General features: G+C 39.3%; 23 protein-coding genes. 7 read left to right on the top strand and 16 right to left on the bottom strand.

The window, feature by feature from the left end:
* Positions 1-29: 29 nt before the first annotated feature.
* From F3D3_RS17485 to F3D3_RS17440, 9 genes are all read right to left on the bottom strand, one after another.
* Positions 30-305, bottom strand: coding sequence for a CD3324 family protein (locus F3D3_RS17485; RefSeq protein WP_069875746.1), 276 nt, complete (start codon positions 303-305; stop codon positions 30-32).
* A 164-nt stretch (positions 306-469) separates the two neighbouring features.
* Positions 470-706, bottom strand: coding sequence for a hypothetical protein (locus tag F3D3_RS17480; RefSeq protein ID WP_069875745.1), 237 nt, complete (start codon positions 704-706; stop codon positions 470-472).
* Positions 707-1,019: 313 nt separating this feature from the next.
* Positions 1,020-1,262 carry a hypothetical protein gene (locus tag F3D3_RS17470; RefSeq protein ID WP_069875743.1) on the bottom strand — a complete coding sequence of 81 codons (243 nt, stop codon included), beginning with the start codon at positions 1,260-1,262 and terminating at the stop codon, positions 1,020-1,022.
* 321 nt (positions 1,263-1,583) lie between these two features.
* Positions 1,584-2,411: an undecaprenyl-diphosphate phosphatase gene (locus tag F3D3_RS17465; protein ID WP_374700086.1), complete on the bottom strand. Its 828-nt coding sequence runs from the start codon at positions 2,409-2,411 to the stop codon at positions 1,584-1,586.
* 239 nt (positions 2,412-2,650) lie between these two features.
* Complete coding sequence (locus F3D3_RS17460; protein WP_069875741.1) at positions 2,651-4,015, bottom strand: sigma-54-dependent Fis family transcriptional regulator; 1,365 nt, start codon at positions 4,013-4,015, stop codon at positions 2,651-2,653.
* Between the two features lie 23 nt (positions 4,016-4,038).
* Positions 4,039-4,410, bottom strand: a complete 372-nt coding sequence (locus F3D3_RS17455; RefSeq protein ID WP_069875740.1) for a DUF1667 domain-containing protein — start codon at positions 4,408-4,410, stop codon at positions 4,039-4,041.
* 2 nt (positions 4,411-4,412) lie between these two features.
* Complete coding sequence (locus F3D3_RS17450) at positions 4,413-5,672, bottom strand: NAD(P)/FAD-dependent oxidoreductase (RefSeq protein ID WP_069875739.1); 1,260 nt, start codon at positions 5,670-5,672, stop codon at positions 4,413-4,415.
* 12 nt (positions 5,673-5,684) lie between these two features.
* Entirely contained in the window at positions 5,685-7,124 is a 1,440-nt protein-coding gene (locus tag F3D3_RS17445; protein ID WP_069875738.1) for an NAD(P)/FAD-dependent oxidoreductase, read from the bottom strand.
* Between the two features lie 374 nt (positions 7,125-7,498).
* Entirely contained in the window at positions 7,499-8,629 is a 1,131-nt protein-coding gene (locus F3D3_RS17440) for an ISAs1 family transposase (RefSeq protein ID WP_069872581.1), read from the bottom strand.
* Between the two features lie 288 nt (positions 8,630-8,917).
* Between F3D3_RS17440 and F3D3_RS17435 the strand changes: the two genes are divergently transcribed.
* On the top strand, positions 8,918-9,970 hold the full coding sequence (locus F3D3_RS17435) for a transposase family protein (RefSeq protein ID WP_069875737.1): 1,053 nt from the start codon (positions 8,918-8,920) through the stop codon (positions 9,968-9,970).
* A 459-nt stretch (positions 9,971-10,429) separates the two neighbouring features.
* On the opposite strand, the gene serS is transcribed toward F3D3_RS17435, so the two are convergent.
* The 5 genes from serS to F3D3_RS17410 form a co-directional block, all read right to left on the bottom strand.
* Positions 10,430-11,710 (bottom strand): serine--tRNA ligase, encoded by a 1,281-nt coding sequence (serS, locus tag F3D3_RS17430; RefSeq protein ID WP_069875736.1) that lies wholly within the window; start codon positions 11,708-11,710, stop codon positions 10,430-10,432.
* A 499-nt stretch (positions 11,711-12,209) separates the two neighbouring features.
* The gene (locus F3D3_RS17425; RefSeq protein WP_242877164.1) at positions 12,210-13,379 is read right to left on the bottom strand and encodes an amidohydrolase; all 1,170 of its coding nucleotides are present in this window, start codon (positions 13,377-13,379) and stop codon (positions 12,210-12,212) included.
* A 10-nt stretch (positions 13,380-13,389) separates the two neighbouring features.
* On the bottom strand, positions 13,390-14,553 hold the full coding sequence (locus tag F3D3_RS17420; RefSeq protein ID WP_069875735.1) for a M20 family metallopeptidase: 1,164 nt from the start codon (positions 14,551-14,553) through the stop codon (positions 13,390-13,392).
* A 4-nt stretch (positions 14,554-14,557) separates the two neighbouring features.
* On the bottom strand, positions 14,558-15,790 hold the full coding sequence (locus F3D3_RS17415; protein WP_069875734.1) for a Zn-dependent hydrolase: 1,233 nt from the start codon (positions 15,788-15,790) through the stop codon (positions 14,558-14,560).
* Positions 15,791-16,101: 311 nt separating this feature from the next.
* Positions 16,102-17,292, bottom strand: a complete 1,191-nt coding sequence (locus F3D3_RS17410) for a hypothetical protein (protein WP_069875733.1) — start codon at positions 17,290-17,292, stop codon at positions 16,102-16,104.
* 136 nt (positions 17,293-17,428) lie between these two features.
* Between F3D3_RS17410 and F3D3_RS17405 the strand changes: the two genes are divergently transcribed.
* The 6 genes from F3D3_RS17405 (at position 17,429) to F3D3_RS17385 (ending at position 25,047) form a co-directional block, all read left to right on the top strand.
* The gene (locus tag F3D3_RS17405; protein WP_069875732.1) at positions 17,429-19,273 is read left to right on the top strand and encodes a helix-turn-helix domain-containing protein; all 1,845 of its coding nucleotides are present in this window, start codon (positions 17,429-17,431) and stop codon (positions 19,271-19,273) included.
* 27 nt (positions 19,274-19,300) lie between these two features.
* Positions 19,301-21,064: a sigma 54-interacting transcriptional regulator gene (locus F3D3_RS17400; RefSeq protein WP_069875731.1), complete on the top strand. Its 1,764-nt coding sequence runs from the start codon at positions 19,301-19,303 to the stop codon at positions 21,062-21,064.
* A gap of 200 nt (positions 21,065-21,264) precedes the next feature.
* Positions 21,265-21,405 (top strand): hypothetical protein, encoded by a 141-nt coding sequence (locus F3D3_RS24270; protein WP_175438417.1) that lies wholly within the window; start codon positions 21,265-21,267, stop codon positions 21,403-21,405.
* Positions 21,406-21,427: 22 nt separating this feature from the next.
* A complete protein-coding gene (locus tag F3D3_RS17395; RefSeq protein ID WP_242877163.1) occupies positions 21,428-22,756 on the top strand; it encodes a hypothetical protein in 1,329 nt (442 codons plus the stop codon).
* A gap of 21 nt (positions 22,757-22,777) precedes the next feature.
* Positions 22,778-23,281, top strand: a complete 504-nt coding sequence (locus F3D3_RS17390; protein ID WP_069875730.1) for an L-2-amino-thiazoline-4-carboxylic acid hydrolase — start codon at positions 22,778-22,780, stop codon at positions 23,279-23,281.
* Between the two features lie 98 nt (positions 23,282-23,379).
* Positions 23,380-25,047 carry an aminotransferase class V-fold PLP-dependent enzyme gene (locus tag F3D3_RS17385; RefSeq protein ID WP_069875729.1) on the top strand — a complete coding sequence of 556 codons (1,668 nt, stop codon included), beginning with the start codon at positions 23,380-23,382 and terminating at the stop codon, positions 25,045-25,047.
* A 78-nt stretch (positions 25,048-25,125) separates the two neighbouring features.
* On the opposite strand, the gene F3D3_RS17380 is transcribed toward F3D3_RS17385, so the two are convergent.
* Both F3D3_RS17380 and F3D3_RS17375 read right to left on the bottom strand, forming a co-directional pair.
* Positions 25,126-25,374: a TIGR03905 family TSCPD domain-containing protein gene (locus F3D3_RS17380; protein ID WP_069875728.1), complete on the bottom strand. Its 249-nt coding sequence runs from the start codon at positions 25,372-25,374 to the stop codon at positions 25,126-25,128.
* A 1-nt stretch (position 25,375) separates the two neighbouring features.
* Entirely contained in the window at positions 25,376-26,536 is a 1,161-nt protein-coding gene (locus F3D3_RS17375; protein WP_069875727.1) for an amidohydrolase, read from the bottom strand.
* Positions 26,537-26,569 lie beyond the last annotated feature (33 nt).

The raw sequence follows: 26,569 nt of genomic DNA, 5'->3' as shown, positions 1-26,569 counted from the left end.
AAATATCGACAGGGAAAGAATAGATTGAACTATTTTTTCTCAGCTGTTTTTTTATAGACAATCTTCTTAACAGCAGCTTCACTTATAAAATAGTGATTCGCTATGAGACCAAGTGACTTGCCTGCTTTAAAATCGGCTAAAATGTCTGCATTACGCCTATCAAGTTCTGCACGTATACCTGACTTTAGCCCCCATGCTTTTCTTCGGGAGGACTTAGGAATATAAATCATAGTACCTTCAGTATATTTCTGTAGTTCCTCGAGAAGATCTGCTGGTAAAATTTCTGCAGCATTTTTGTAGTTCAATAAATCTTACCTCCTGTGTTTTGACAATGTTAGAATAGCGGTTAGCTTTCATTGAACATCACTCCTCTCGTGAATTAATTTCATCTAAACGATGATGTGTTCAGTATACCAAAAATAGAAGGATTAGAATATATAAGTTCAGTAGTTGTAAGAATTTTGTAATATTATGATTGTGCTATAATCTTTATAAGGTATTGATTTAACCACTCCAGTTGATGGCTATAATTTGCAATCCCATAATCCAACGTATCCCCTTCAAAACCATCTATTACACATGCTTTATCATGCTCTTCATGGTTTCTAAGATTTTTTAAACCTTCAAGTCTGGCTTCAATACCAGCGATGACACACTTAATTTGGTAGACAACCCCTTCATGGTCTATATTTTTAAAGAAGAACATCTTTTCCTTGTTTTACTTTAAATTAAGAAACACATCCAGAGCTAATCTGAATGTGTTTCTAATTTATAGATCACAAATATACATTTTAAAACAAATGGATTTCTTACTTAATTGTACCACGTCGCAGTTGGAAGAAGTACAGTTTGACCCTTGTGATTTAATACAAATTCATTTACATAGTAGGCACTATATCCAGTAACGGGTATGTACATAAGTCCTAAATTCCTATATGCTCCTGGATTCATAAAAGTTACCCCAAACGCACTAAAAATCATTACCATTAAAATAAGCAATGATATAACTTTAATCTTCATCATACTTTCTGATTTCCTTTAAGTTCATCTGTAGAATAAATTCTCACCTCATCTAATCCTAACTTTTTGAGAATATTCGCGAAATCCTTATCAGAGAGCCCGCCCTTCTCCAATCCAAGATCTTTTTCAGCTTGTTCGATCTCTTTTTGAAGCAATTTAATTTCTTCATGTGTTGGGATTCTTTCGTTTGGATCAACCCCTAACAGTTTATCAACTTGATTTCTTGATAGCATTTTATTCATACTTAAACCTTCTTCCTATTTTATGTATATTTGTAAGTTAAGTACATCTAGACTAATAATCATTGTCAATCTTTTTTTAATCACAACGCTAATCAGCAACGATAGTCTATCATGATCAAAACCTTTATTTTACGCCTCAAAATATAGCTCTTCAAGAATCATTATTGTCAACCTTTTGATGACAACTATTTACAATAAGAGCAAATGATATTTTCTTTTTAACGGCTGTATCATATAAAAGTTTAAGCATTATAAAAAAGCCTCTTAAATTCAACAATTCGACAATCGCTGATTCTAAAAGACTTTTAGGTTTCACCACACTTACATATGCGCCATACTAAAATACGCAATGACGATCACACCTAAAACAATGCGATACCAACCAAACACTTTGAAATCATGTTTTTTGATGTATGCCATCAAGAATTTAATGACAAAGACAGAAACAATAAATGCAACGAACATACCAACGCCAAGTGTAAGCATTTCAGCAGGGGTATAATGAACACCAAATTTAATCAGTTTAATCGCACTCATCCCCAGCATAGCGGGTACAGCAAGGAAAAAAGTAAATTCTGCCGCTGCCGTTCTGGAGACGCCTATGATCAAAGCGCCGATAATGGTTGCTCCTGAACGTGAGGTTCCAGGTACGATGGATAACACTTGAAAAAGACCAATAAGCAATGCTGTCTTATAGGTAATATCATCAAGTGCTTTGATTGCAGGCGTTCTCCCCTTATTCCAATTCTCTACAAAAATAAATATAATGCCATAAAGAATCAACATTGACGCGATCACAATGGGTGTTTCAAAATGAGCACTGACATAGTCATCAAACAAAAACACCGCTACAGCGCCTGGAATACAAGCTGCCACGACTTTAAACCACATGAAAAATATTTCTTTTTTTATGACAGGTTTATTCTTAAAATCAAATGGAAACATCTTATCCCAAAAGATGACCACAACGGCCATAATAGCACCCAGCTGAATCACCATAAAAAACATGTCCTTGAAGGCATCAGACATATTGATTTTCAAAAACTGATCCACGAGCAACATATGCCCTGTACTACTGATTGGTAACCATTCCGTGATGCCCTCCACAATAGAAAGTATTACAATTTTTAATAATTCTATCAAATTCATTCTCAGACTCCTTAATTTAGTACATGCAGCATATCTACTATTCTAAAGACGCAGACGCAGCCACAACCCTTATAAAGTATAATACTTTTCCCTTAATGAATCCACTGTTTTAGGCGACATTTTTCTTTTTTTATACCTTACACTTTTGTAAGGTATAAAAAAATAGACCTTACACTTTTGTAAGGTATAAAAAAATAGACCTTACTAAGCCACTAGTAGGTCTATCTATTATGTTTTCATCAATCCACAAGATTATACTTTCTTGCTTTTGCAGCAACCGTCTTATGGGTCAATCCGAGTGCTTTACCCGCCAAATTGAAACTTTTATACTGTTTTAGAGCCAAACGAATGATTTCTTTATCATAGGATTCATAAGTATAAAGCTCTCCACTATTTGTCTCAACCAGTGCTCTTTGACTCTCTGAGAGTTGGTAAGTCTCTGAAATATGCACAGGAATATCTCTAATCGTGATTTCACAGTTACTTGATAAAACGACTAATCGTTCAATTGTATTTTTAAGTTCTCGGATGTTACCAGGCCACGCATACGATTTGAGGCACATCATTGCTTCATCCGTGATCGAAATCGTTTTCAGCTCATTTTCAAGTCGAAACGTTTCCATAAAAGTATGAATAAGCATTGGAATATCACTCATTCTCTCTTTAAGCGAAGGCAAAGAAACCGGAATTACGTTGAGTCTGTAGAATAAATCTGCCCTAAAAGTGCCTTCTTCCACCATTTTTTCAAGCGGACAGTGTGTGGCAGTGATGATCCTTACATTAATGGGAATCGTGTGGTTAGAGCCGATCTTTTCGATTTCTCTTTCTTGTATAACCCTTAAAAGTTTGGCTTGGAGATCTAACGGCAGATCACCAATTTCATCTAAAAATAAAGTCCCGCCATTTGCAAGTTCAAATTTACCGATCTTACTTTTGTTTGCACCTGTAAAGGCACCTTGGACATACCCAAAGAGTTCTGATTCCATTAAATTTACTGGGATCGCAGCACAATTGACCGCTACAAATGGCATCCCCACACGTTTAGAACATTTGTGAATTGATTTTGCCACAAGTTCTTTGCCCGTACCACTCTCCCCACGAATCATTATCGTCGTATTGGACTTTGAAGCCTTGTACGCTAAAACCAATTCTTTTACAAAAGTGGGATGATCTCCAATAATTTCATCTTTGAATGGATTCTCGAGCATTTTTTCAACACTTTCTATGGGTTTATAATCTGTCTTAAAAACATCATAAGTCGTTAAAACGCCTAGAAAAGCATTCTGTTTAAAAACAGGATATGATTTTGAATAAAAAAGTTGATTGCCTATGTGATAGTTGATTTTACCTTCAAATTTCTTTTGAAATTTCAGACATTTTAACGACAGCTCATCTTTGAATCCCTTATAGAGACTTAGATCGACAGCTCTTTCTTTCGACATTCTAAACAACTTACAATATTGATCGTTAACGAACTTGATATGACCTTGATGATCAAATAAACACACCCCTTCATCTAAGGCATCCAAAATAGTCTCATAATTCATTAAATCTTCTGCTTTGATATCAATCTTTTCTAAAAATGGCATACTTATGACGTTCAAAATTCTCCCCCCTTTGAGTTGAATTACTTTGCAGTCATCGTTCTCGTCGCTACAATATTCACACCTGTTCCCAAAATATTTTCAATGACAACATCCCCTATCTTTACAGGTGCTTCAACTTCAACTTCGTTTATGACAGCCATGCACGGAAAGATCATTTCTTTTGGAATAGGTGCTTCTGTCTTAACAGGCAATCTATTGAGGATGCCATTTTTGATTTTAACGGTTGTTGGTAGCATTCTCGTCGGCGCTGTTAACTCTTTATTGGCATAAGTTTCGCCCCTAGGACATTTATTACCAAATACTTTGATGCCCTGTTCTTTCGATTCATCTATCTCTACTGTTAGATGACAACCTAAAGGACATACGATACATATGAGTTCTTTTTGTGCCATGATTACACCACCTCCTTGATGACTTCAACCGTGAGCGATTTTATAGATTCATTTAATAAGGATTTCTCCAATACAAGATTTTCCATTTCTCCAGGTGCCATGTGATTCTTTTTAAACTCTTTAATGGTAACCCCATCTGCTTTTACCACCATTTTGGCATTGTGATAGACTTTTTTAACGCGCATGAAGAGGTTAAACTTATCCTCTAAATTTTCAAATCGAATATATTGAGGCACAATATAAGTGATCCCTTCATTTGAATACGTGTTAATCACACTAAATGCTTTTTTGCGAGATTCAATCACATATTTAGCGGCATTTGCACCTGCACGGTTACTCTCAGCCGTTACAAAGTCCACAAGATCATGTACATGAACAACATTCCCACAGGCAAAGATCCCTTCAACGGTTGTTTCCATGGATTCATTGACAATAGGGCCACTGGTTCTAGGATCAATTTCAACGCCAGCTTGCTTTGACAGTTCATTTTCTGGAATAAGACCCACAGATAATAACAGCGTATCACATTCGTATTCCACTTCTGTTCCCGCTATGGGTTTCATATGTGCATCTACTTTTGAAACCACCACAGAAGAGACTCTGTCCTTACCTTTGATTTCAGTCACCGTATGGCTTAAAAGAAGGGGTATGTCAAAATCGTTTAGACACTGAACTATATTTCTTGTAAGTCCACCCGAATAGGGCATAAGTTCCGCCACCGCAAGCACTTTAGCGCCTTCAAGCGTCATGCGTCTGGCCATGATGAGCCCAATATCTCCTGAACCCAGTATGACGACTCTTTTCCCCACCATATAACCTTCCATGTTAAGATACCGCTGAGCAGTTCCTGCACTAAAAACACCTGCGGGTCTTGTTCCAGGAATTGCAATAGCGCCACGTGTCCGTTCTCTACATCCCATCGCAAGAATAATGGCTTTTGCTTTGATGCTCATAAAACCATCTATTTCATTCATGGCTTTAATGCACTTATCTTCACCTATTTCAAGTACCATGGTGTCTAATTTATATTCAATGCCCATCGCCTTAAGCGCTTCTATAAAACGCTCTGCATACTCTGGGCCTGTAAGTTCTTCTCTAAAAATATGGAGTCCAAATCCATTGTGAATACACTGCTGTAATATACCGCCGAGTTCACGATCTCTTTCTATAACCAATATACTGCTGACACCCTTTTTATGTGCCTCAATGGCGCTTGCAAGTCCTGCTGGACCACCACCAATAACGACAATATCATAATTCATGATAATTTCCTCCTATAATGATTTGGTCTTTCCAATGAGAATATGAGATGCTTGCCCTTCTTGGCAAATGGATTCCATTTCAACGTCAAGTTCTCTTGCTAAAATCTCCATAACTCTAGGCCCGCAAAAACCGCCTTGACATCTTCCAGCTCCTGGTCTAACGCGTCTCTTGATACCATTCAGCGTTGTACCGCCACAGTTTCTATGAATCGCATCGACAATTTCACCTTCAGTGATCATTTCACATCTACAGATCACACGACCATATGCAGGATTTTCCTTTATCAGCGCTTGTCTTTGAATGTCATTCAAATGTTCAAATTTAAGTCTTTTTCTTCTATTAGGTTCAAATCCTACTCTGCTCTGAGCACTCAAAACAGTGGCTATTTCTTCCGCAACATGAACGCCTATGGCAGGTGCACTTGATAACCCCGGCGATTTCATCCCCGCCAGATTGTAAAAACCAGCCACTTTGCTAAAACCTATGATAAAATCACCTGTTGAAGGTTCTGCTCTAAGGCCTGCAAAAGTGGTTATATTCTCTCTAAAAGGAATATTTTGAATCAATTGATTTGCAAGTTGCTTGACTAAATCCAAGCGTTCTAAGGTCGTTTCAGTGGCTTCTTTTTGTGAATTATCCAGATCCTCTGAATCCGGACCAATGAGTAAATTACCATCAACGGTTGGGACTACTAAAGTACCCTTTCCCGCTTTAGACGGACATGGGAAAACCACTGTCTTTACGTGACCTTTTGCCGACTTATCCAGTAAATAATACTGACCTCTTCTCGGTGCTATGGTAAACTCTGGCGTATCACAAACCATGCGATATATTTGATCCGCATAAACCCCCGCCGCATTTACAACATATTTCGCTTCAATCTGCTCATTACCGTCTGAAATCGTATAAAAATTAACCTTATTTTCTATGGCTTTGACTTCAAAATTCAATTTCAGCTCAGCGCCATTGTCCATTGCGTTTTCTATATAAGCTATTGTGAGTTCCCAAGGCTCTGTTATCCCCGCTGTAGGCGCATAAAGTGCTGCTATGGCATTCTCACTGATATTGGGTTCTATTGCTCTAAGTGCCGCTTGATCTATGATTTCAAGGTTTGGAATTTCAAGCAGTTCCCCATTGCGCTTTAAAGCCTCCAGCGTCAATAAATCTTCTTCAGAAAAAGCACACACCAACGACCCCGTGCGATCAAACGGCACATTAAGAGCTTCACATACTTCTCCAAATATTCGATTCCCCCAAGCGTTAAACTTCCCCTTATTCGAGCCATAAGGGGCATCATAGCCCGCATGAACAATGGCACTATTGGCTTTTGTCGTCCCACAAGAGACATCGTTCTCTCTTTCAAGCACCACTACTTTTATATCATATTTTGTAAGTTCTCTTGCAACTGCTGCACCGATCACACCAGCCCCTATAACGGCTACATCATACATGTTTAGGATCCTCCTTGAGCTCTATAGCAAATCGTATACAAAAAGAGCCATCACAAACAAGCCTATTCAAAGGCTGTGTTGTGATGGCTCTCATTCTCTTGCCATTAATTTTCTATTAACTTCATTATATCAAACTTTTTCACATTATAAAAGGGGCACTAATTACTCAGCACGGCTATCGCATGAAAATCTACCATAATCAAGGCTTTTATTCAAAGTCTTAAAAAAATAGCATTGCGCTATTGGATTATGTGGCATGACTTATGTTTTAATGCAGAGCTCAATCCTTTTTACAGTTTTGAGGGCACAACTAATAAACCGTTTGTATCACTACAGCCGACTTACCCTACGAATGGTATAACTCAGCCTTTTTTCTACAGCTCAGATACKACTTTCGTTAGAAAAGACTCATCTATTGATGCTTTATAACGCTTCAACTTTAAACTGGTCTTCTTTTTCGTGATGGTCTCTTGTTTTAAAATATTCATGGCTATCTTCTTCAACATGGATTGATTTGCAGCACCGTTATTCATTCTTACTCGGCTATGATCTTCTCTAAAAACAACATCAAGTATCCAATGACAACTTTCTACACCCCAATGTGATCTCACGGCCTTTGCAAACACTTCACATGGTCCTTCTTCTGGTGTTTTTAAACTGGATATGAAATAGCTCACTTCTACGCTTTCTTTTCCTTTTGTGGTCACTGTGCGCCTTACCATACCTATGCTTGATAAGTTTTTCCATTTGTCTTTTTCTACATACCATTCTATATCGTTTGTCTGATAATACTCTCTTTTTTCAATTCTTCCATGACCTTTTTCTAGAGTTGTTTTTCTACTTACTGGGTAATCTCTAAAATTGGATTCAATTGCATCTTCAAAATAACTTTTTACTTCTTCATTAAAATTACCTTGATTCCCTTTTAATGAGAGTACATAATCTGCTTCTTTTCCTATTATTTTTTCGACTATCTTTTTTTGTGTACCCATAGCGTCTATTGTGATTATGCTATCCTTTATAAATAGCAAATCCAACAGTTCGGGGATTGCTGTAATTTCATTACTCTTTTCTTCTGTTTTCAATTGTCCTAGCAAAAGATCATTTTCTTCTACCCACGCATTTACCAGATGGATTGCCTTTCTATCTTCTGTATGTGATCCCCTTGATGTTTTTCCATCTACAGCGATTATTCTGCCAGCGGATTCATTCGATAGCTTGCTTGTCCAGCTTATAAAGGCTCTATTAAAAGAATCACTATCCAAATTTTCAAATACGCGTTTATACGTATCATGAGAAGGTACGCCATTCTCTAAATCCACATATTTTTTAAACCATTCTTTTTTTGCCTCTACAAAGGATTCTACTTCTATCCAGGTATTCGCATTTGCAATCGTTGCAATCACTGTTGTAAAGATTATTTCTATCAGCTTATGTTTTACTTTCCACTCTTGTCTAAAATCGCTTACATTTTCAAATGCACTTTTAAACATTGTTTTGTCCATATGAATTCTCCTCCAGAGTTTTTTTCCTCTAGTATTGAATTCGACATTACTTCTCTAATTCCTTTTTGTAATTATTACCATTTATTCCTTCTGCATTTTCGCATTCACTTTTCCTAAAATACTCTACATTTTTTTCATGCGATAGCCGTGCCATTCCCTCCAGCTCTAAAGAGTAAATTTTTTCGGGTTAAACAGGATGCAAAACATTCTCACAAATTATATAATTATACATAGGTATAAATAATCTTAGTGAGGTGTCTAATGCATACAGAAGCAATTACTTGAGCGATGAAAAGAGAACTGAATAATGAACGTACTCCAATTATGGATTTGTTGAAGGTTAAGAAACACTTTTTTAAAGATTTAGAAAAAACCCCAAATGATGTTATCGATCCAAGACATGGAAGTTATACGGTCTACAGTCCATTAGAACTTCTGATGACATCATTATTAGGTAATTTGATGACGATTAAAACAGTCACAGGCGTAACTGAAAGTTTCAATAACAATGAAAGCATTGAAAATTTTCGAAGACTCGTTAAGAATCCTGAATTAGTTGAAATGCCGCATCATGATACGATTACTGACTTTTTAAAAGAACTCGATCCTGATGAACTGTTAAAAGTAAGAACTGGTACGATAAAAGATCTATTGAAGAAAAGAAGCTTTGAGCAGTATAGATTCGAAAGCAATAAACAGAAATATTGGTTGGTAGCCGTTGATGCAACAGGTCCCCATTCATTTAACAAAAGGCATTGCGAGCACTGTTTAACCAGAAAACACGTGGATAAAGAAACCGATAAGGAGACCTTTAGTTATTATCACAATGTTTTAGAAGCAAAATTAATTCTTGGTGAATTTGTATTTAGCATAGGTACCGAATTTATAGAAAATGAAGATGAATTTGTTACAAAACAGGACTGTGAAAGAAATGCTTTTAAACGTTTATCAAAACGTTTAAAAAAAGATTTTTCTCGACTTCCTATTTGCATACTAGCAGATAGCTTATATGCTAACGGTCCTGTGATGGAGATCTGTAAATCCAACAGAGGGGAATACATTATTAGATTCAAAGCTGGTAGTATCAAGACCCTTGATAGAGAATTTGAAGAGATTAAGCGTTTAGAAAATAAGTCTATAACTTGTAATCCAATCATAGAGAAACCGATTGGCAAGCGAGGACGTCAAGGCAAAGGGAAAACACGTGCTCTGATTGAACGTCTTCACAATTACAAGGCATCAGTCTGCTTATTTGTTAAAAACTTCGCTGTTCCCTTCGACAATAATTTAGCAGAGCGAGACATTCGAATGATGAAAGTGAAGACTAAAGTGTCTGAGTGACTGAACAGTTACATTTTATGAATACCGATTTGTACTATAAATCGTTTCAGTCCTTTAGCTATTACGCCCTCATGTGACTTCATCTGACTCCCTCCCTAAACCCTAATCTTTCATTCCACAACCTCTTGATTTACAACTTCGGTTTACGTTTACCATTTGGGCTTAAGTTTGTTATGCAACCTCACCCACCTAATCGCCTTATCAAGTTTCTGTTCGTAGGCTCAAGAATTTCACTACACCATTTCCTTCATCCATACCATTACTGATACTGACTTGTGGTTCACTACGCTTGGCGGTAAATATCCGCGACTGGACTTACACCAGCTAGATTAGTACCATGCCTAACACAAAACAAAAGCGGACAGCCGTAACTGTCCGCTAAATGCCACCATTCATTAGGTAGGTTCAGAAAGTATCCCTATGACCACTGCCCTAAAGACACGCGCTTTTTTTATCGATTTACTTAATCTCCGTTTTACCACCCATGTACATTTGAAGCGGCTTTGGTATCTTAATGGAGCCATCTTCTTGTAAATTATTCTCTAAGAAAGCAATAAGCATTCTCGGCGGTGCAACCACTGTATTGTTGAGTGTATGCGCAAAGTAATTGCCTTCTTCTTTGCTTCTTACTCTGATGCCTAGTCTTCTGGCTTGAGCATCTCCAAGGTTTGAACAGCTGCCCACTTCAAAGTATTTTTGCTGACGTGGTGACCAAGCTTCAACATCGATACTCTTCACTTTTAAGTCTGCTAAATCGCCAGAACAACATTCAAGAGCCCGCACTGGAATATCAAGTGTTCTGAAGAAATCGATCGTATTGTTGTAGAGTTTGACAAACCACTCTGTGCTCTCTTCAGGTTTACATACGACGATCATCTCTTGTTTTTCAAATTGATGAATGCGGTAAACGCCTCTTTCTTCTATACCATGCGCACCCACTTCTTTTCTAAAACAAGGTGAATAACTGGTCAGCGCCTGTGGCAATTCTTCTTCATCCATGAGATTATCAATAAATTTACCAATCATAGAATGCTCACTTGTACCGATGAGATAAAGGTCTTCACCCTCAATTTTATACATCATATTTTCCATTTCAGTAAAACTCATAACGCCTGTTACGACTTCAGAACGAATCATAAAAGGTGGAATACAATACTCAAAACCACGATCAATCATAAAATCACGCGCATAAGACAATATCCCAGAATGAAGACGTGCAATATCGCCTCTTAGATAGTAGAATCCATTGCCACTGGTCTTACGAGCACTTTCGAGATCAAGTCCTTTAAGCCTCTCCATGATATCAACGTGATAAGGCACTTCATAATCTGGCACGAAAGGCTCGCCGTATTTTTGAACCTCAACATTTTCGCTGTCATCTTTACCGATTGGCACAGAGTCATCAATAATATTGGGAATCACCAGCATTCTTTCTCTGATTTGCTCTGACAATTCTTGTTCTTTCACTTTGAGGTCTTCAAGTTCAGCACCGATTGCGGCCACTTTTTCCTTTGTCTGCTCAGCTTCTGCTTTCATGCCTTTAGCCATGTAGCCACCAATTTCTTTACTGACGGCATTTCTAATCCCTCTGAGTTCATCACCTCTTGTTTTTGCTGCTCTGTAAGCCTCATCTAGTTCGATAACTTCATCCACTAAAACCAATTTATGATCCTGAAATTTCTTTTTGATATTGGTCTTAACAAGCTCAGGGTTACTTCTTACTAATTTGATATCTAACATAACCTACACCACCTTTTTTTATTATCATATTTGAGCCATCCTTGATGACTCAAAACGATTTTCGCTGACATCTTTCAGCGGTTGAACATTCCGCTTCAAGCCTTTCGGCTCAAATCTTATGATTTATATTATCATATTTGAGCCATCCTTGATGACTCAAAACGATTTTCGCTGACATCTTTCAGCGGTTGAACATTTTGCCTTTTACTGTACGAAGATTCATGGAATTAAAAAAACTCCCATCCCAAAACATGGGACGGAAGTTCCGCGTTGCCACCCAAATTGTAACTGTAATTTCAGCTACCATCTCGTTTAAGCTATACAGGGCTCACCCCTCGGCTCATCGCCGACAGTTACTAAAGTGGAGGGGTTTAATCATGCACTAGCTTTCACCACACGCTAGCTCTCTACAGCAAAATTTAAACCTTAGCTTTGATCATCACTGATTCATATTCTAATTTTATTCTATCGCAGAATAAAATAATATCAAGTAAAAGTTTTAGATTTTGTTAAGATAATTCAGTGCAAATTGAACATAAAGTGCTGTTCCATACTTTAAGCTCTCTTCGTTAATGTCAAATTTCGGATGATGATGTGGAAAGCTGAGTGTTTTATCTTTGTGGCCAGAACCCACAAAAGCCATGACGCCTGGTATTTTTTGTAAGTAATAAGCCATGTCTTCACTACCTGTCGTCTTCTCCTGAGAGATCATATTTTCAGAGCCAACAATGCGCTCAGCCACTTTAACTGCAAGTTGTGTAATTTTAGGCTCATTAATCGTCGCAGGCGTGCCTTTATGAATCGTCACGGTGGCTTCAGCTCTAAAAGCCTTGGCGGTTTCATAAGCGTGACGTTTAATCGCATCCGCAAATCGATCTCTCGCCTCTTCACCATAACATCTCAAAGTGCCCTCAAGATGTGCACTTTCTGAGATTATATTGAACCGTGTGCCCGACTTGAGTTCGCCCACTGTGAAGACAGCAGACTCCATTGGACTTTTTTCTCTGCTTAGAATAGTCTGTGAATTCATGACAAAAGCAGAAGCCACTACAATCGGATCAACCGTCTGATCTGGCATAGAACCATGGCCGCCTTTGCCTTTAAAATCAATGATTACATAATCACCGGATGCCATTCTTGGACCCGATTGAATATTCATTTTTCCAGTCTCTAAATCATTCCAAAGGTGTATGCCTAAAATGACTTCCACCTGTTCTAGCGCGTTTTCAGCGATCATGCGCTTAGCGCCTTCAACCATTTCTTCAGCGGGTTGAAACAAGAGTTTAACAGTTCCAGGTATTTCAGCTTTAAGTGCCTCTAGAGCCTTTGCAGCCCCAAGCAACATAGCAGAATGACCATCATGTCCACACGCATGCATAACGCCCTGTTTTACGGATTTATAGATCACTTCATTTTGTTCATTCACAGGAAGCGCATCCATGTCTGCCCTAAGGGCAACAACACCCCCAGGTAACCCGCCAACGATTGTGGCCACTATGCCTGTCTCAGCACACGACCGCCACGGAATGCCTACTTTATCAAGTTCTTCTTTGATCCGTTTTGACGTGTGATACTCTTGCCAACTCACTTCAGGATTTTTATGGAACTCTCTACGCATGTTGATAACATATTCAATTTGATCTTCTAAGACCTTATTTACAGCCATCATAAACCCGCCTCTAGTCATTTAAATAGGTGATTGCATACTGTGCATATAGACCAGCTGCTACCTCAAGTGCATCTTCATCGATGTCAAATTTAGGATGATGATGTGGAAAATTTGGAATCTTATCTACATTTTTAGTGCCAACGAATGCAAAAGCTCCTGGTACTTCTTTTAAATAATAAGAAAAATCTTCTCCACCAGTGGTTTTTTCATAAGTGACAAGTGCCTCTTTCCCCATTAAAGTTTCAACCGCTCTTTCACCAATAGCAGACATCTCTGGCGTATTGATCGTTGGCACTACCAATTGCTCATAATCCAAAATCGCCGTTGCCCTATAAGCCGCTGCTGTGTTGTCGATCACTCTTCTCATCATGCCTTCAAAAGCATCGTTAACTTCCATACTAAAGCAACGTGTTGTACCCTCTAAGTACGCTTCGCCTGCAAGCACATTAAACCTTGTCCCCGCATTGAATATTCCGATTGAAAGTACCGCAGGATCCAGTGGGCTAATTTCTCTGCTGACAAGCGACTGAAGACTGGTTACAATGGCTGATCCCACCATAACAGCATCTACGCCTTGATGCGGCATCGAACCATGCCCCCCCTTACCCGTTACATAAATTTTGAAAATACCCGCAGAAGCCATACGTGGTCCTGCTTCTATTGAAATCTTACCGACAGGTGCATCATTCCAAAGGTGGATTCCGAAAATACCGTCGATGTCTTTAAGTTCACCTTCTTCAATCAGCTTTTTAGCGCCTTTTGCAGTTTCTTCAGCAGGTTGAAAAATAAGTTTGACTTGCCCTTTAAATGAATCTGACACTTCTTTTAGCACTTTTGCCGCTGTCAAGAGTCCCGCCGCATGTCCATCATGACCACAGCCATGCATGAACCCATCATTGAGTGATTTATAAGCCACTTCATTGGTTTCCTGAAGATCGAGTGCATCGATATCTGCTCTCAGTGCAATGGTTTTACCTGCACCATTTCCCTTAATAATCCCAATGACACCTGTTCCAGCCGCTTTTCTACATTCAATTCCCATGGCATTAAGTTCTTCCATGATGCGATCTGAAGTTCTGTATTCTTTCATGCTCGGTTCTGGATTCATGTGAAATTCGCGACGTATTTGTATCGCATAATCCTTATGTGAGTGCACAAGTTCTCTAATCGACATGTTTTTACCTCCCAAGTTCTATAATAGAATGACAAATTAGCTCAATCCCTTTTTGAAGGGCGTCATAATCCGTCCATTCCTCTTTGCAATGACTCCTACCGTCTTTACTGGGCACAAAAATAAGTCCCGATGGTGCTATTGATGCCATGATCATCGCATCATGACCTGCACCGCTGTTCATCATTTTATATGAAAATTGATTTTGATCCGCTTGTCCTTTAAAACATTTTATCACTTCTGCGTCAATGGCAACAGGTTTAACAGAAAGTAACATTTCTATTTCAAATTGAATGCCATTAAGATTTGCTAAATCATTCAACTTTTTTTCAATCTCATCTTGTACAATTTGGATCGCTGACGCATGTCTGGACCGAATGTCCACCGTAAATTCAACTTTCCCAGGAATAATATTAGCGGCACCAGGTTTAACCTCCAAGACGCCCACCGTGGCAACCGTACCTTCCTCTGCACGACTGGCATACTTGGGAAGCGCAGATATGACCTCTGCTGCTGCACAAAGTGCATCTTTTCTTAGGGTCATTGGCGTCGTGCCCGCATGGTCAGGACGGCCCTTAATGATGACTCGAAATTCTCTGATCCCAACGATGGACTCAACGATGCCCACATCTATTTTTTCGTGTTCGAGCACAGGTCCTTGTTCAATATGCAGTTCAATAAAGGCTTTGATAGATTCGGGTTTTCTAGCTGCCTCACCAATCTTCTTGGGATCAAATCCAAAAGCTTCAAAGGCTTCTGCCATAGAAATGCCCGCTTCATCTTTATGCTTAACGAGATCTTCATAAGTGACTTGACCCGTCATCGCACGGCTTCCAAAGACGCCAGCACCAAACCGACCCCCTTCTTCTTCAATCATCGCCACAAATTCCACTGAATGTCGCAACTTGATATCTTTTGCCTTTAAAACTCTCATAATCTCAAGCGCCATGACCACACCTGCTGGACCATCAAAGTGACCGCCGTTGCGCACAGAGTCAAAATGAGAACCGATCAGTATCGTCGGCGCCAAGGGTTCTGAACCTTCTAATCTGCCTATCAAACTTCCCGCAGCATCTTCATAAACTTTGAGATCAAGCTTTTCCAGTGCGTTCTTTAAATAATTTCTTGCCCCGCGATCCGCTTTTGTAAGTGAAAATCGCGTTAAACCCTCGCCATCAGAATCATTGAATGTTGAAAGCATTTCAATATCTGCTCTGATGCGATTCAGATTTGTATACATAGTGGACTCCTTTACTTTTAAACAAAACAGATTGAAATCGACACAAGCCTATCAGGAAACTCGTGCCGACTTCAATGGGTTGCCCAGTGCAACTATTATCAAAGCATATACTCTATACTCAGTCCGCTTCGCTACCTTCGTAACTTCACTTTTGAACCTAATTTCTTACTATTGAAATCATACTCAGTCCGCTTCGCTACCTTCGTAACCCTTGCACAATCCTATCGGATTGCATCCAGTGGGAGTTAAAACTCCCACTGGATTAGGGATATGCCCCCCACTTCTTAAAGTCAGGGACATCTCCCCAAGGGTTACAATAATTTTACGAAAATCCCTGCGATGATAACCGATGCAATGGTAACAGTGGTAAAACCACCTACAAGCATTTTAGGAAGCATTTGATCCGTAGCATAATCATGCTCTTCCTCTGTTTCAGTCATCGATTTGATGGCTTCAATCGTTAGAACATAATCGGCCGGAAAGCCATAAAGTGCTGTCATTGCCACAGAAAATGCCATTTCTTTAGTATATCCGAGGAGTTTCCCCACAAGGATTGATAAAATGCCCATGCCAATAACCCCTAAAACGATAATACCAAATAATGGTGCTGCAATCTGTTTAAGCATTTCCGGCGTTGCTTGAGATAATCCAGCAAAGATAAATGCCATTAAAACAGTCATTAAAAATCCAAATGCATTGGCCTTAACAAGCGCTTTTTCTTCAAGGAAACCAATTTCTCTACCAATTACACCAAAGAGTAAACATACCACAAATTGATTTAAATGAAGGAATGGAGATGCTAACACGGCAAGCCATGCCACAAATCCCAATTTCACCAAGATCACATAAGGTGTTAAATACTGCTCAGGGACCGGTGGAAAAATTCTAAATTTCTTGCTCGATTCTGCCAATGCTTCTTGTGCCAATTTTTCATGTGGTTTAAAAGAAACTTCACCACTTCTCACTTGATCGGCCAATCGTTTTGCTTCCTTTTTCAAAAGTAAAGCGGTTACAGGATAACCGAAGAAACCTTGCATGATGTACATTGCGGTTGCAAGCACTGCAATCGCCGGCAACCCTAATTCAGTTGCGGCAGTTGAAAGTAAAATAGATGCCACGACACCACCTGTAAGTGGCGGTGTGCCTGCTACAACGGCTTGCCATCCAAATAAGACTTGCCCTATTGTAAGCGTCATGGCACAAATACCTACAATCCCTGCTAGAGCAATTACAACGGTTCTCCATTGTCCTAATAATTCTCTCACGCTCATCAGCGTGCCCATATGAGTCAGTAATAAATACATTGATAAATAGACAATCGGTGTTGAAAATGAACTCTGTGTAACAATGTCAGCCGGTAAAATGGTCCAATACCCAATTAAGAAAAGAGTTGCTGAAACAAAAACGGATGGCACGAATGCTTTGGTCTTCGTTGACACAATTTCGCCAATCGTCAAAATCGCCAAAACAATACTGAACGCTAAAACTACATTTAATACCATTTCTTAGTCCTCCCAAACTTATTTATTGAATAGTCTAACAATTTCGTAACATAATTACCATGGGATATACACCAAATAATTCTATTTTTTTTTGTGCTAAAGGTATATAATAATAAAAACTCTTAAAGGAGGTCTCATGCAGCATTCTGAAATACGTGAAAAAAAATTAGAAGCATTACTCGATGCCAGTAAAATTCTAAACAGTTCACAGGACACCGATCAAATTCTCAAGGCACTGCTTGAACTCTCCATTGATCTAATCGATGGTGGGGACGCTGGCTGTATCTTCTTATATAATAAAGCCTCTGATTTATTAGAAATGTATGCTTATGTGGGCATGGGCGATACCGTTAAAAATGTCAAAATGAAACCTGGCGAATCCATGACCGGCATGTGTTTTTTACGCAACGAACCTGTTTTTTTCCCCGATAATAATGTCGTTAAAAATGCGATGAGTACCATGTCCAAGGGCAATACCGAACTCGCCGTCAAAGGTGCCGTCATCGCTTCTAACATCAATGGTTCCATCTGTTGTCCCCTCCTACATCGAAATGAAACTTTAGGCGTTTTAGTCATCGATAATTTCAGCAATAAAGTCCCCCTTGTGGCAAGTGATGTCGAACTGCTCAAAGCCATTTCTGTACAAGCGACCATCGCCATAATCAATGCGCGCAGCTTAGAAAGAGAACTTGAAAACAATCGAAAACTTGAAGAATACAATAAGATTATACAGAGTCAACGCGATAAATATAAACACAGCACACAAGTCCATAGTAAATTCACCGACATGGTTTTAAAGGGCAGTACTGTGGCAGATATCATTAACGAAGTGAAACTGCTCACTCAAAAAGAGATCTTGATCTTCGATATATTTCACAACATCACCCATCATACGCTCGGTCATAACACCTTAGAAACGCTTCGTGTCATAAAGCCACTGATCGTCCAAAAGTTACAAAGAAATTCTAAAAACAACTTCTATGAGTCCACCACAGCAAGACATTACTTTATTTTTCCTATAATTGTAAACCTAGAACCCATGGGTTGGCTCTGCCTGCTCAGTAAAACGACACCACTTTTAGAAAACGAAATTATTACTGCAGAGCGAAGCGCTACGATTTTGGCGCTTGAATTTCTAAAACAAAATGAATTGACCGATCTTGAACAATCCTTAAAAGGGGATTTTTTAGACAGCCTCATCAGTAATGATAATCTCGCTTATGTCTTAAAATGTTCTGAAAGTTATCACTTTAATCTCTCGGCACCACATCGTATACTCTTGCTGGATTTTGCTTTTGAAGGGCGTTCTTACTCCAATACGCAAAATTATGAAAGGCGTATGCGTGATTGCCTTAAACATTATTATCATCACTTTACGACCTTTTTAAAAAACAATTGTCCAGGATCAGTGGCCTTGATAAGACATCATCAAATCGTCTGCATTTTGGAAGTCCATTTAACATCTGGTCCCCTTCAAGTGGAATCCTTACTGACCTTTATACAATCAGAATATCATGGCAACTATTCAACTGTTTTTAAGGATTTGCTCATAAAAATTGGCATCAGCGATGATTTTTCAGAAATCAATCAATTTAAAGAAGCCTACGAAAACAGTCGTCATACCGTTCGTTTAATCAAAGGAGATCAAGCCTCTATTCAATGGCTTTATTTTAAAGATATCCATATTAAGCGCTTCTTACTTGCCAACACTCAAGAGGATTTGCTAAACTATACACAAAATCTGTTAAACCCTTTACTCCAATACAACAACGCCTCTCGTGAAGATTTTTTAACGACACTGGTCACCTATTTAAAATCCAATTGCAATTGGTCCTATACGAAAGAGCACCTACACATTCACGGCAACACACTTACCTACCGACTGAGCCGTATTGAAGAAATTTTGAAGCTGGATTTGAACGACTATCAAGATCGACTTCGCCTTCAAATTGCCTTTGAAATTCAAGAATTGCTTTCATAAATCAAGAATACATTAAAGGAGCTGAATATGATTAAACTCATGGAAATTAGGCATGTTGTTCAAAACATATCTGAGGCGATTGGAAGCGTTTTAAATATGGACGTTATCATTTCAGATAATGAATTCAACAAAATTGGGGATACCAAAAAACATTTTGACCTTGAAGTGCTTTATATTAAAGATACCTATGTCATTGGATCGGTTCTGAAATCTGGAGAGCCCGTCGTCATTACCGGTAAAGAGGATAATGAAAACTGTATTGTCTGCATTGAAAAGGACAAATGCAATCTGCAAGCTATGATCTGTGTTCCCATTAAATACAAGGATTTGACACTGGGGGCCATCGGCCTCATAGCCATTTCTCAAAACTATAGAACAACACTCCTTGAAAATCAAGTTAACTTGATTGAATTTTTAACCCATATGGCGGATTTAATCGTAAGCAAAGCTTTAGAACAAGAGGCTTCTGGTAAACTGCAAATCGCGATCAACCAAATGGTCGCCATTATTGACTCTGTCGACGAAGGCATCATCGCAGTGGATGAATACGGTACTATTATCTATAAAAATGCCGTGATCCTCAATATGCTCTCCTTAAACTCCGAACAATTGGATCAGAAAAAAATATTCGAAATATTGCCTAAAACATATATTGAAAAACTTGTGACCCAAAAAAAGCCGTTTAATAACATCGAGCTTTCCATTACAAATAAGCATCACGAATATCATACCTTAGTCTCTGGAAAACCAGTTCCTCTTGGCACTAAAAGTGCAGGCTCTATATTTATATTTAAAAAAATGGAAGATATTTTCAATGTGGTTAATACGATTTCGCTCAACACTCAATCCACCTTATTCGAAGACATCATCGGCGAGAGTCCCGAGATCAAACTTGTGAAAGACAGAGCTCAATTGGTTGCCAACAGTAACTCCACAGTGCTCATTTTGGGGGAAAGCGGCACTGGCAAGGAATTGTTCGCACGGGCGATTCATTATAGCAGCAACAGACGTGACAAGCCCTTTATCGCCTTTAACTGCGCCGCTATTCCCGAGAGCCTGCTCGAAAGTGAATTGTTCGGATACGAAGCAGGCTCCTTTACAGGCGCAACCAAGGGGGGCAAATTAGGTAAGTTCCAGCTCGCCCAAGGCGGCACTATATTTCTTGACGAGATCGGCGATGTCCCCATCCATTTACAGACCAAACTGCTTCGAGTGCTCCAAGAGAAAAGTTTGGAAAAACTGGGTGGTCACAAAAGTATTGAGCTCGATATCAGAGTCATCGCTGCCACTAACAAATTTCTAGAACAAATGGTCAGCGAAGGTTCTTTTAGAGAAGATTTGTTTTACAGACTCAGCGTAATCCCCATTAACATTCCGCCTCTAAGAGAACGTAAAGGCGATGTAAAAATTTTGCTCAACTATTTTTTAAATCATTACAATACAAAACTGCATAAAAATATTAAAGGTTTTCATCAAAATGCAGCAGATATTTTAATGCACAATCCATGGAAAGGCAATGTCAGAGAGCTTGAAAACGTCATCGAATATGCGGTCAACATGGAGACAAGTGCCTATATCACCCCTAGCAGTATCCCACAGCGCATTCGAGTCAATCCAATAGAAGACCCTTCTCGATTAAAGCTCATGCCACTTGATGAAATGGAAAAAAATCTGATCTTTGAGGCTCTAGAAGTTTATGGGCACGGCGTAGAAGATAAAAATAAAGTCGCGAAAGTCCTAGGCATAGGTATTGCCACACTCTATAGAAAAATCAAAAAATACAATTTATAGCGCCTTTAATCTAAAAAACCTCTATCCACAAATACTGGAACAGAGGTTTTTTTAGATTAAAAGACGCTTTTGTTATCAAAATGATAAATCCTGTAACCTTTACCTTTACGCAATGATTTGATTTTATGCGTCTAATATTATCAAAATGATAAGCGTTTTAGAAAAAGTAATTATCATTTTGATAATTCATATTTTTTAATATGATTGATTTAAAAAAGCAACATTTGAAACAATCGTTGAATTTTCAGTATATTCAGACTTTTATTGCACTTCTAGTCACTTTTGGCATCTATTTTGCAGTTATACAAGGTGTGATCACAATTAACACCGGGGACCATTAATATTATGAAAAGGGGGTACACCATGGAAAACGAATTAAAAACCAAAGCTCTACCCGTCGTTAAAGCCAAAAAAAATGTATTTTTGTACGGTAGCATTATCTTGGGGATAACCGTATTAATCAGCTATTTTACCATTTACAAAAGCATGCAAGGAGAATATACCATTAATTCTGGCGAAGCCTTTTTACTGATGCTTGTTGCTCTGGCAATCGGAGAAATCATCTCCATTAAAACGAAGGCCTTGATTCCTTCAATATTTGTCACCGCAGCACTCTTTATCGTTGGATTCTGGACCATATTTCCAAAGGACATCTTAACAATCGCAGGTGTTGGTCCTGCATTACCTGGACTTTTCGTCATGATCATGGTCACACATCTTGGCACGATGCTCGATAAAGATGAGCTCATCGCGCAGTGGAAAACAGTTGTCTTGACACTTGCAGGGATGGCAGGCATTTGTATCACCATCATGACTGTGGGCAAATTATTCGTCGGCACACAAATCGCAGCTACTGCTACGCCACCACTAACAGGCGGTTTAGTCTCTGCAATCATCATGCAAGGCGCTGTAAAAGGGGATGAATACCTCGTGGTAATCGCCATGGCGATGTATGTTTTACAAGGTTTCGTCGGGTTCCCACTGATCAACACTTGTTTAAAGATAGAAGGTCGCAGTGTCCTTAAAAAATTTAGAGCGGGCGAACTGGACTTAAGTCAGTACAACTTGAATCCTGAAAAGGCAACTGAGAAAAAATCAAAATTCAGAATCTTCCCTGACACGCCTAAAGAATTTCAAACGGACTATATCATACTCTTAAAAACACTGGTTTTAGTGGTTATTTCCTCGTACCTCGAAAAACTTACAAACGGTGCAGTTTCAAAATACGTTTTTGCCCTACTCATCGGCGTTCTCGCAGCAGAAATCGGCTTCATCGAGAGAAAGCCACTGGAACTCTCAAGAAGTTTTGGCCTTTTCATCACGATCATCATGATGTTTGTATTTTCAGGTCTTAACAGTGTTACGATTGAAGTTTTAAAATCTATTATTGTGAATTTTGCGATCTTAATAACACTTGCTGCGGTTGGTATTGCAGTCTTTACGATTCCACTTGGCAAGAAGTTAGGTCTGAGCAAAGCCATGTCATTTGCAATTGGACTCGGCACCATTGCAGGTGGTTTTCCAGCCAGTTATGTGCTCAGTAATGAGTCTGCAAAACTGCTTTCAGATACTGATGAAGAATATAAACTATTGCTCGAACACTTTTTACCTAAAACTTTAGTTTCAGGATTCGTCAGTGCCACATCGGGTTCCGTCATCATAGCGGGTCTATTTATCAACTTATTTTTCTAAAAAAAGAGGAGGCAATACAATATGAGCACATTAAATCAACCTAAAAACACATCTAACGCAGAGATCAATAAAATCAGGGGTGCCATCATCCATAGAGGGTTATGGATGGGATTAATCTTAAAAGAAGCTAAAGAAAAAGGCCTAGATTGGGAAACCATCGGTAGAAACGCTGTCTTTAACACAGGAAAAATTCATGGCGATGGCATCAAAGATCGCATGACCGATAAGGATAGTCTCGTGGATTTTGGAAACACATTCTTCACTGAAGACATCCGCAACATCTTTGAAATTGAAGTTAAAGAGATCACGGAAGAAGTACTCAAGTTAGAATATGGCCACTGTCCACTTGTGACGGCATGGCAATCTGTCGGGATCGAGGGTGAATTTTTAGATAAACTTTGTGACATCGCAATGTGCGGAGACAGAGGGATCGAAAGCAAGTTCGATCAATTTGATTTTGAGCTTGGCAAGACAATCGCTCAAGGGTATGACAAATGTGAAGTCAATTTTTACAGAATAAAATAAACCGTAACTTAACCCCATAATCATTAACCTATATCATTCATTCTGGCGTCAGATGGGCATTCCATTTGGCGCCAAAATTTTAATAAGGAGGTCCACAAATGAAATTGACTGTCCATGCGTTGCGAAACGAAATCATCGGAAATCATAAGGAGATTCAAACCCCCTATGGCAAACGGCTCATCACTTATGCCGATTATACCGCTTCTGGGAGAACTGTTCAATTTATCGAAAAATATCTCTTAGCCTTACAAGAGTCCTATGCAAACTCGCATACAGAGGACAGCTATACTGGAAAAGCTATGACGACTTATATTCATCAAGCTGAAAAGCGCATTAAAGCGCTTCTCAATGCAACGGATGATCATTATGTTATGCCCGTGGGTACAGGCTCAACAGGTGCCATTCAAAAGCTATGTGAAATTCTAGGCCTATATGTGCCACCAACGTTAAATCATTTTTTAAAGGGTCCTCTTGAAGACCATTTAAAACAAGTTCCCGTGGTCTTTATCGGCCCCTACGAACATCACTCCAATGACCTCATTTGGCGAGAAAGCATCGCTGAAGTGGTTCACATAGCGCTTAATGCTCAAGGTGGCATAGATCTTGATGATCTTAAGGATAAACTTGCACGCCCTCAATACGAAAACCGATTGAAAATCGGGTCATTTTCTGCCGCTTCAAATGTCAGCGGCGTCCGATCGCCCCTATATGAAATCGCTGATATCCTTCACGCTAACGCGGCACTTGCTTGTTTTGATTTCGCCGCAAGTGGCCCTTATGTGGCTATTGACATGAACCATGATGCGACTTCTTATTTTGATGCCATTTATCTCTCTCCGCACAAGTTCTTAGGAGGCCCTGGTTCGAGTGGCTTACTTGTCATTCATAAAAAAATATACGATTGCAGCACGTCCCCTACCATAGCTGGTGGTGGTACCGTGGATTATGTCAGTTCATTTGGCTATGATTTCACCGCTGATCCAGAAGCACGCGAAAAAGCGGGCACGCCTGGCATACTCCAAATTTTAAAGACTTGCCTCGCATTAGAGCTTAAAGATGAGATCGGCATAGAAAAAATCGAAACCATAGAGCGACAGTATATTGCCATTGTCATGGGGCATCTTTCTGAGAATTCAAATATCGAAATACTAGGACCACTGGATCCCAATAAGCGTATCAGTATTTTATCTTTTAATATCAAATACAACGGTGGCTACTTGCATCATCGGTTTGTGGCACGTCTGCTCAACGACTTGTTCGGCATCCAATCTCGAGCGGGTTGCGCCTGTGCAGGTCCCTACGGTCACGCTCTTCTTGGCATCGATAAAGACACTTCAGAAAACTATAGAAATTTTATCCGTATGGGTACACATTCACTTAAACCAGGATGGGTTCGTGTCAACTTTCATTACGCCATGTCTTCAGAGCAAGTTAAATTCATCATAGATGCGATCAATTTTATCGCTGATTTTGGTTATCTCTTTTTACAGGACTATCAATTGGATTACAAATCAGGTGCATGGACACCTATAGCTTTTGACATGGAGAATACTATCTCTCATTTTGGAATTTTGGCTGCTTTGGAAAACAAAGACCAAGCATGGCCGGAAACTGCTTCTGATGTGAGTGGCGCTATCTACTCGGATTATTTAGATCAAGCAGGCGCACTTGCCCGTCAACTGGAAAAGACTTTTAAACCCGCGTTTAAATCTTATGATGATGCTAATATGGAAAGTAATAGATGGTTTTATGTTTTGAATATGTAGGCTCATTAACATACAAACCCCTCAGATGTTAAGCCACATCTGAGGGGTTTATGGGGGATTTATTAAAAAGAAACGTTGTTAGCTATTGAGTTCTAGTTCAAGCGCTTTTGCCAGTTGATCTGGACACGAAGTACCCCTAGACTTGCACTGTATGCCTTTGAATTTGAAGATAATATCTTGTGCTGAATATCCATCTACTAAAAGACATATGGCCTTTAGATTCCCTTGACATCCGCTTATAAATTCAATATTTTTGACAATATTACCTTCGAGTTCAAATTCTATTTTTTTGGAACAAACCCCGTTTGGGATGTAACTTACTGTCATTTTACGGCCTCCGTCTATAGATGATCTTGCCATCGATCAAAACATATTGAGTCTTTGTCATAATATCAAATACAGGACCGTCAAAGATTACAATATCGGCATCTTTACCGACCTCCAAGCTTCCGACTCTATCAGATACGCCCATAATTTCAGCAGGTGTAATCGTAATCGCCTTTAAGGCTGCGTCTTCATCCATGCCACTTCTGATTGCAAATGCAGCACAATTGATGAGATTATAGAGCGGAATTACAGGATGATCCGTGACGATGGCGACTTTAAAACCTGCATTTGAAAGCACTCCCGGTGTTTCAAATGTTTTTTCTTTAATTTCAAATTTACCACGACCGCCAAAACTTGGACCCACAATTAAGGGCACATTTTCACCAGCCAATTCATCCACAACCAGATGTCCCTCGGTAACATGATCTAAGGTGATTTTCAAATCAAACTCTTTGGCAATTCTAAGTGCGGTGAACATATCATCTGCTCTATGCACATGTGCCTTAAGCGGAATTTCACCCTTTAAAACTGGCATGATCGCTTCCATGCCCAAATCCGTATCAAAGTGCTTGCCATCCTGCATCGCTGCTTGTTGCTTTGCTCGGTAATCCACAGCCTTTGTCAAGGTTTCCCTCAGCAACGCGGCAATGCCCATACGTGTAACAGGCATTCTCCCCTTTTCACCATGTCCCTTTTTAGGATTTTCTCCAAATGAGATTTTTAATGCGGCTGGACTCTTTAAAATCATGTGATCAATCCGCTTACCATAAGTCTTAATCACTGCAAACTGTCCCCCGATGACATTCACACTTCCTGGTCCTGTCATAACGGTTGTAACACCTGCCTCATAAGCTTCTCTGAAAGACTTATCAAGTGGATTTATCCCATCTATCGCACGTAGTTGTGGCGTTATGGCTTGAGTGGCTTCGTTACCATCCGCCCCTTCAAACCCAATACCATCTTCAAACATGCCCAGATGACAGTGTGCATCGATTAGTCCTGGCATGACGATCATCCCCATAGCATCAATGACCTCATCCTCAGCACTGGGTTCAATCCACTCTTTAAGGGCTATTATTTTGCCTTGATCTATGGCCACGCAGGCGCAATCATAGGATTGCCCTGCCATCGTTAGAACTTTACCATTTTTTATAATTATCATTCGGTCTACGCCTCACCTTTTGACACTCTAACC

Source organism: Fusibacter sp. 3D3, from assembly GCF_001748365.1.
Lineage (GTDB): Bacteria > Bacillota > Clostridia > Peptostreptococcales > Acidaminobacteraceae > Fusibacter_A.
The sequence above is the reverse complement of the archived record's forward strand: the minus strand, read 5'-3'. Positions and strand labels throughout refer to the sequence as shown.

Coding starts and splice junctions, on each gene's coding strand:
- F3D3_RS17450 (WP_069875739.1), bottom strand. CDS start 5,672: ATGAATTATGATATTGTCGTTATTGGTGGTGGTCCAGCAGGACTTGCA.
- F3D3_RS17455 (WP_069875740.1), bottom strand. CDS start 4,410: ATGGCACAAAAAGAACTCATATGTATCGTATGTCCTTTAGGTTGTCAT.
- F3D3_RS17385 (WP_069875729.1), top strand. CDS start 23,380: ATGAAATTGACTGTCCATGCGTTGCGAAACGAAATCATCGGAAATCAT.
- F3D3_RS17415 (WP_069875734.1), bottom strand. CDS start 15,790: ATGTATACAAATCTGAATCGCATCAGAGCAGATATTGAAATGCTTTCA.
- F3D3_RS17470 (WP_069875743.1), bottom strand. CDS start 1,262: ATGAATAAAATGCTATCAAGAAATCAAGTTGATAAACTGTTAGGGGTT.
- F3D3_RS17480 (WP_069875745.1), bottom strand. CDS start 706: ATGTTCTTCTTTAAAAATATAGACCATGAAGGGGTTGTCTACCAAATT.
- F3D3_RS17395 (WP_242877163.1), top strand. CDS start 21,428: ATGGAAAACGAATTAAAAACCAAAGCTCTACCCGTCGTTAAAGCCAAA.
- F3D3_RS17380 (WP_069875728.1), bottom strand. CDS start 25,374: ATGACAGTAAGTTACATCCCAAACGGGGTTTGTTCCAAAAAAATAGAA.
- F3D3_RS17420 (WP_069875735.1), bottom strand. CDS start 14,553: ATGTCGATTAGAGAACTTGTGCACTCACATAAGGATTATGCGATACAA.
- F3D3_RS17465 (WP_374700086.1), bottom strand. CDS start 2,411: ATGAATTTGATAGAATTATTAAAAATTGTAATACTTTCTATTGTGGAG.
- F3D3_RS17390 (WP_069875730.1), top strand. CDS start 22,778: ATGAGCACATTAAATCAACCTAAAAACACATCTAACGCAGAGATCAAT.
- F3D3_RS17375 (WP_069875727.1), bottom strand. CDS start 26,536: ATGATAATTATAAAAAATGGTAAAGTTCTAACGATGGCAGGGCAATCC.
- F3D3_RS17425 (WP_242877164.1), bottom strand. CDS start 13,379: ATGATGGCTGTAAATAAGGTCTTAGAAGATCAAATTGAATATGTTATC.
- F3D3_RS17400 (WP_069875731.1), top strand. CDS start 19,301: ATGATTAAACTCATGGAAATTAGGCATGTTGTTCAAAACATATCTGAG.
- F3D3_RS17405 (WP_069875732.1), top strand. CDS start 17,429: ATGCAGCATTCTGAAATACGTGAAAAAAAATTAGAAGCATTACTCGAT.
- serS (WP_069875736.1), bottom strand. CDS start 11,710: ATGTTAGATATCAAATTAGTAAGAAGTAACCCTGAGCTTGTTAAGACC.
- F3D3_RS17410 (WP_069875733.1), bottom strand. CDS start 17,292: ATGGTATTAAATGTAGTTTTAGCGTTCAGTATTGTTTTGGCGATTTTG.
- F3D3_RS17435 (WP_069875737.1), top strand. CDS start 8,918: ATGAAAAGAGAACTGAATAATGAACGTACTCCAATTATGGATTTGTTG.
- F3D3_RS24270 (WP_175438417.1), top strand. CDS start 21,265: ATGATTGATTTAAAAAAGCAACATTTGAAACAATCGTTGAATTTTCAG.
- F3D3_RS17445 (WP_069875738.1), bottom strand. CDS start 7,124: ATGTATGATGTAGCCGTTATAGGGGCTGGTGTGATCGGTGCAGCAGTT.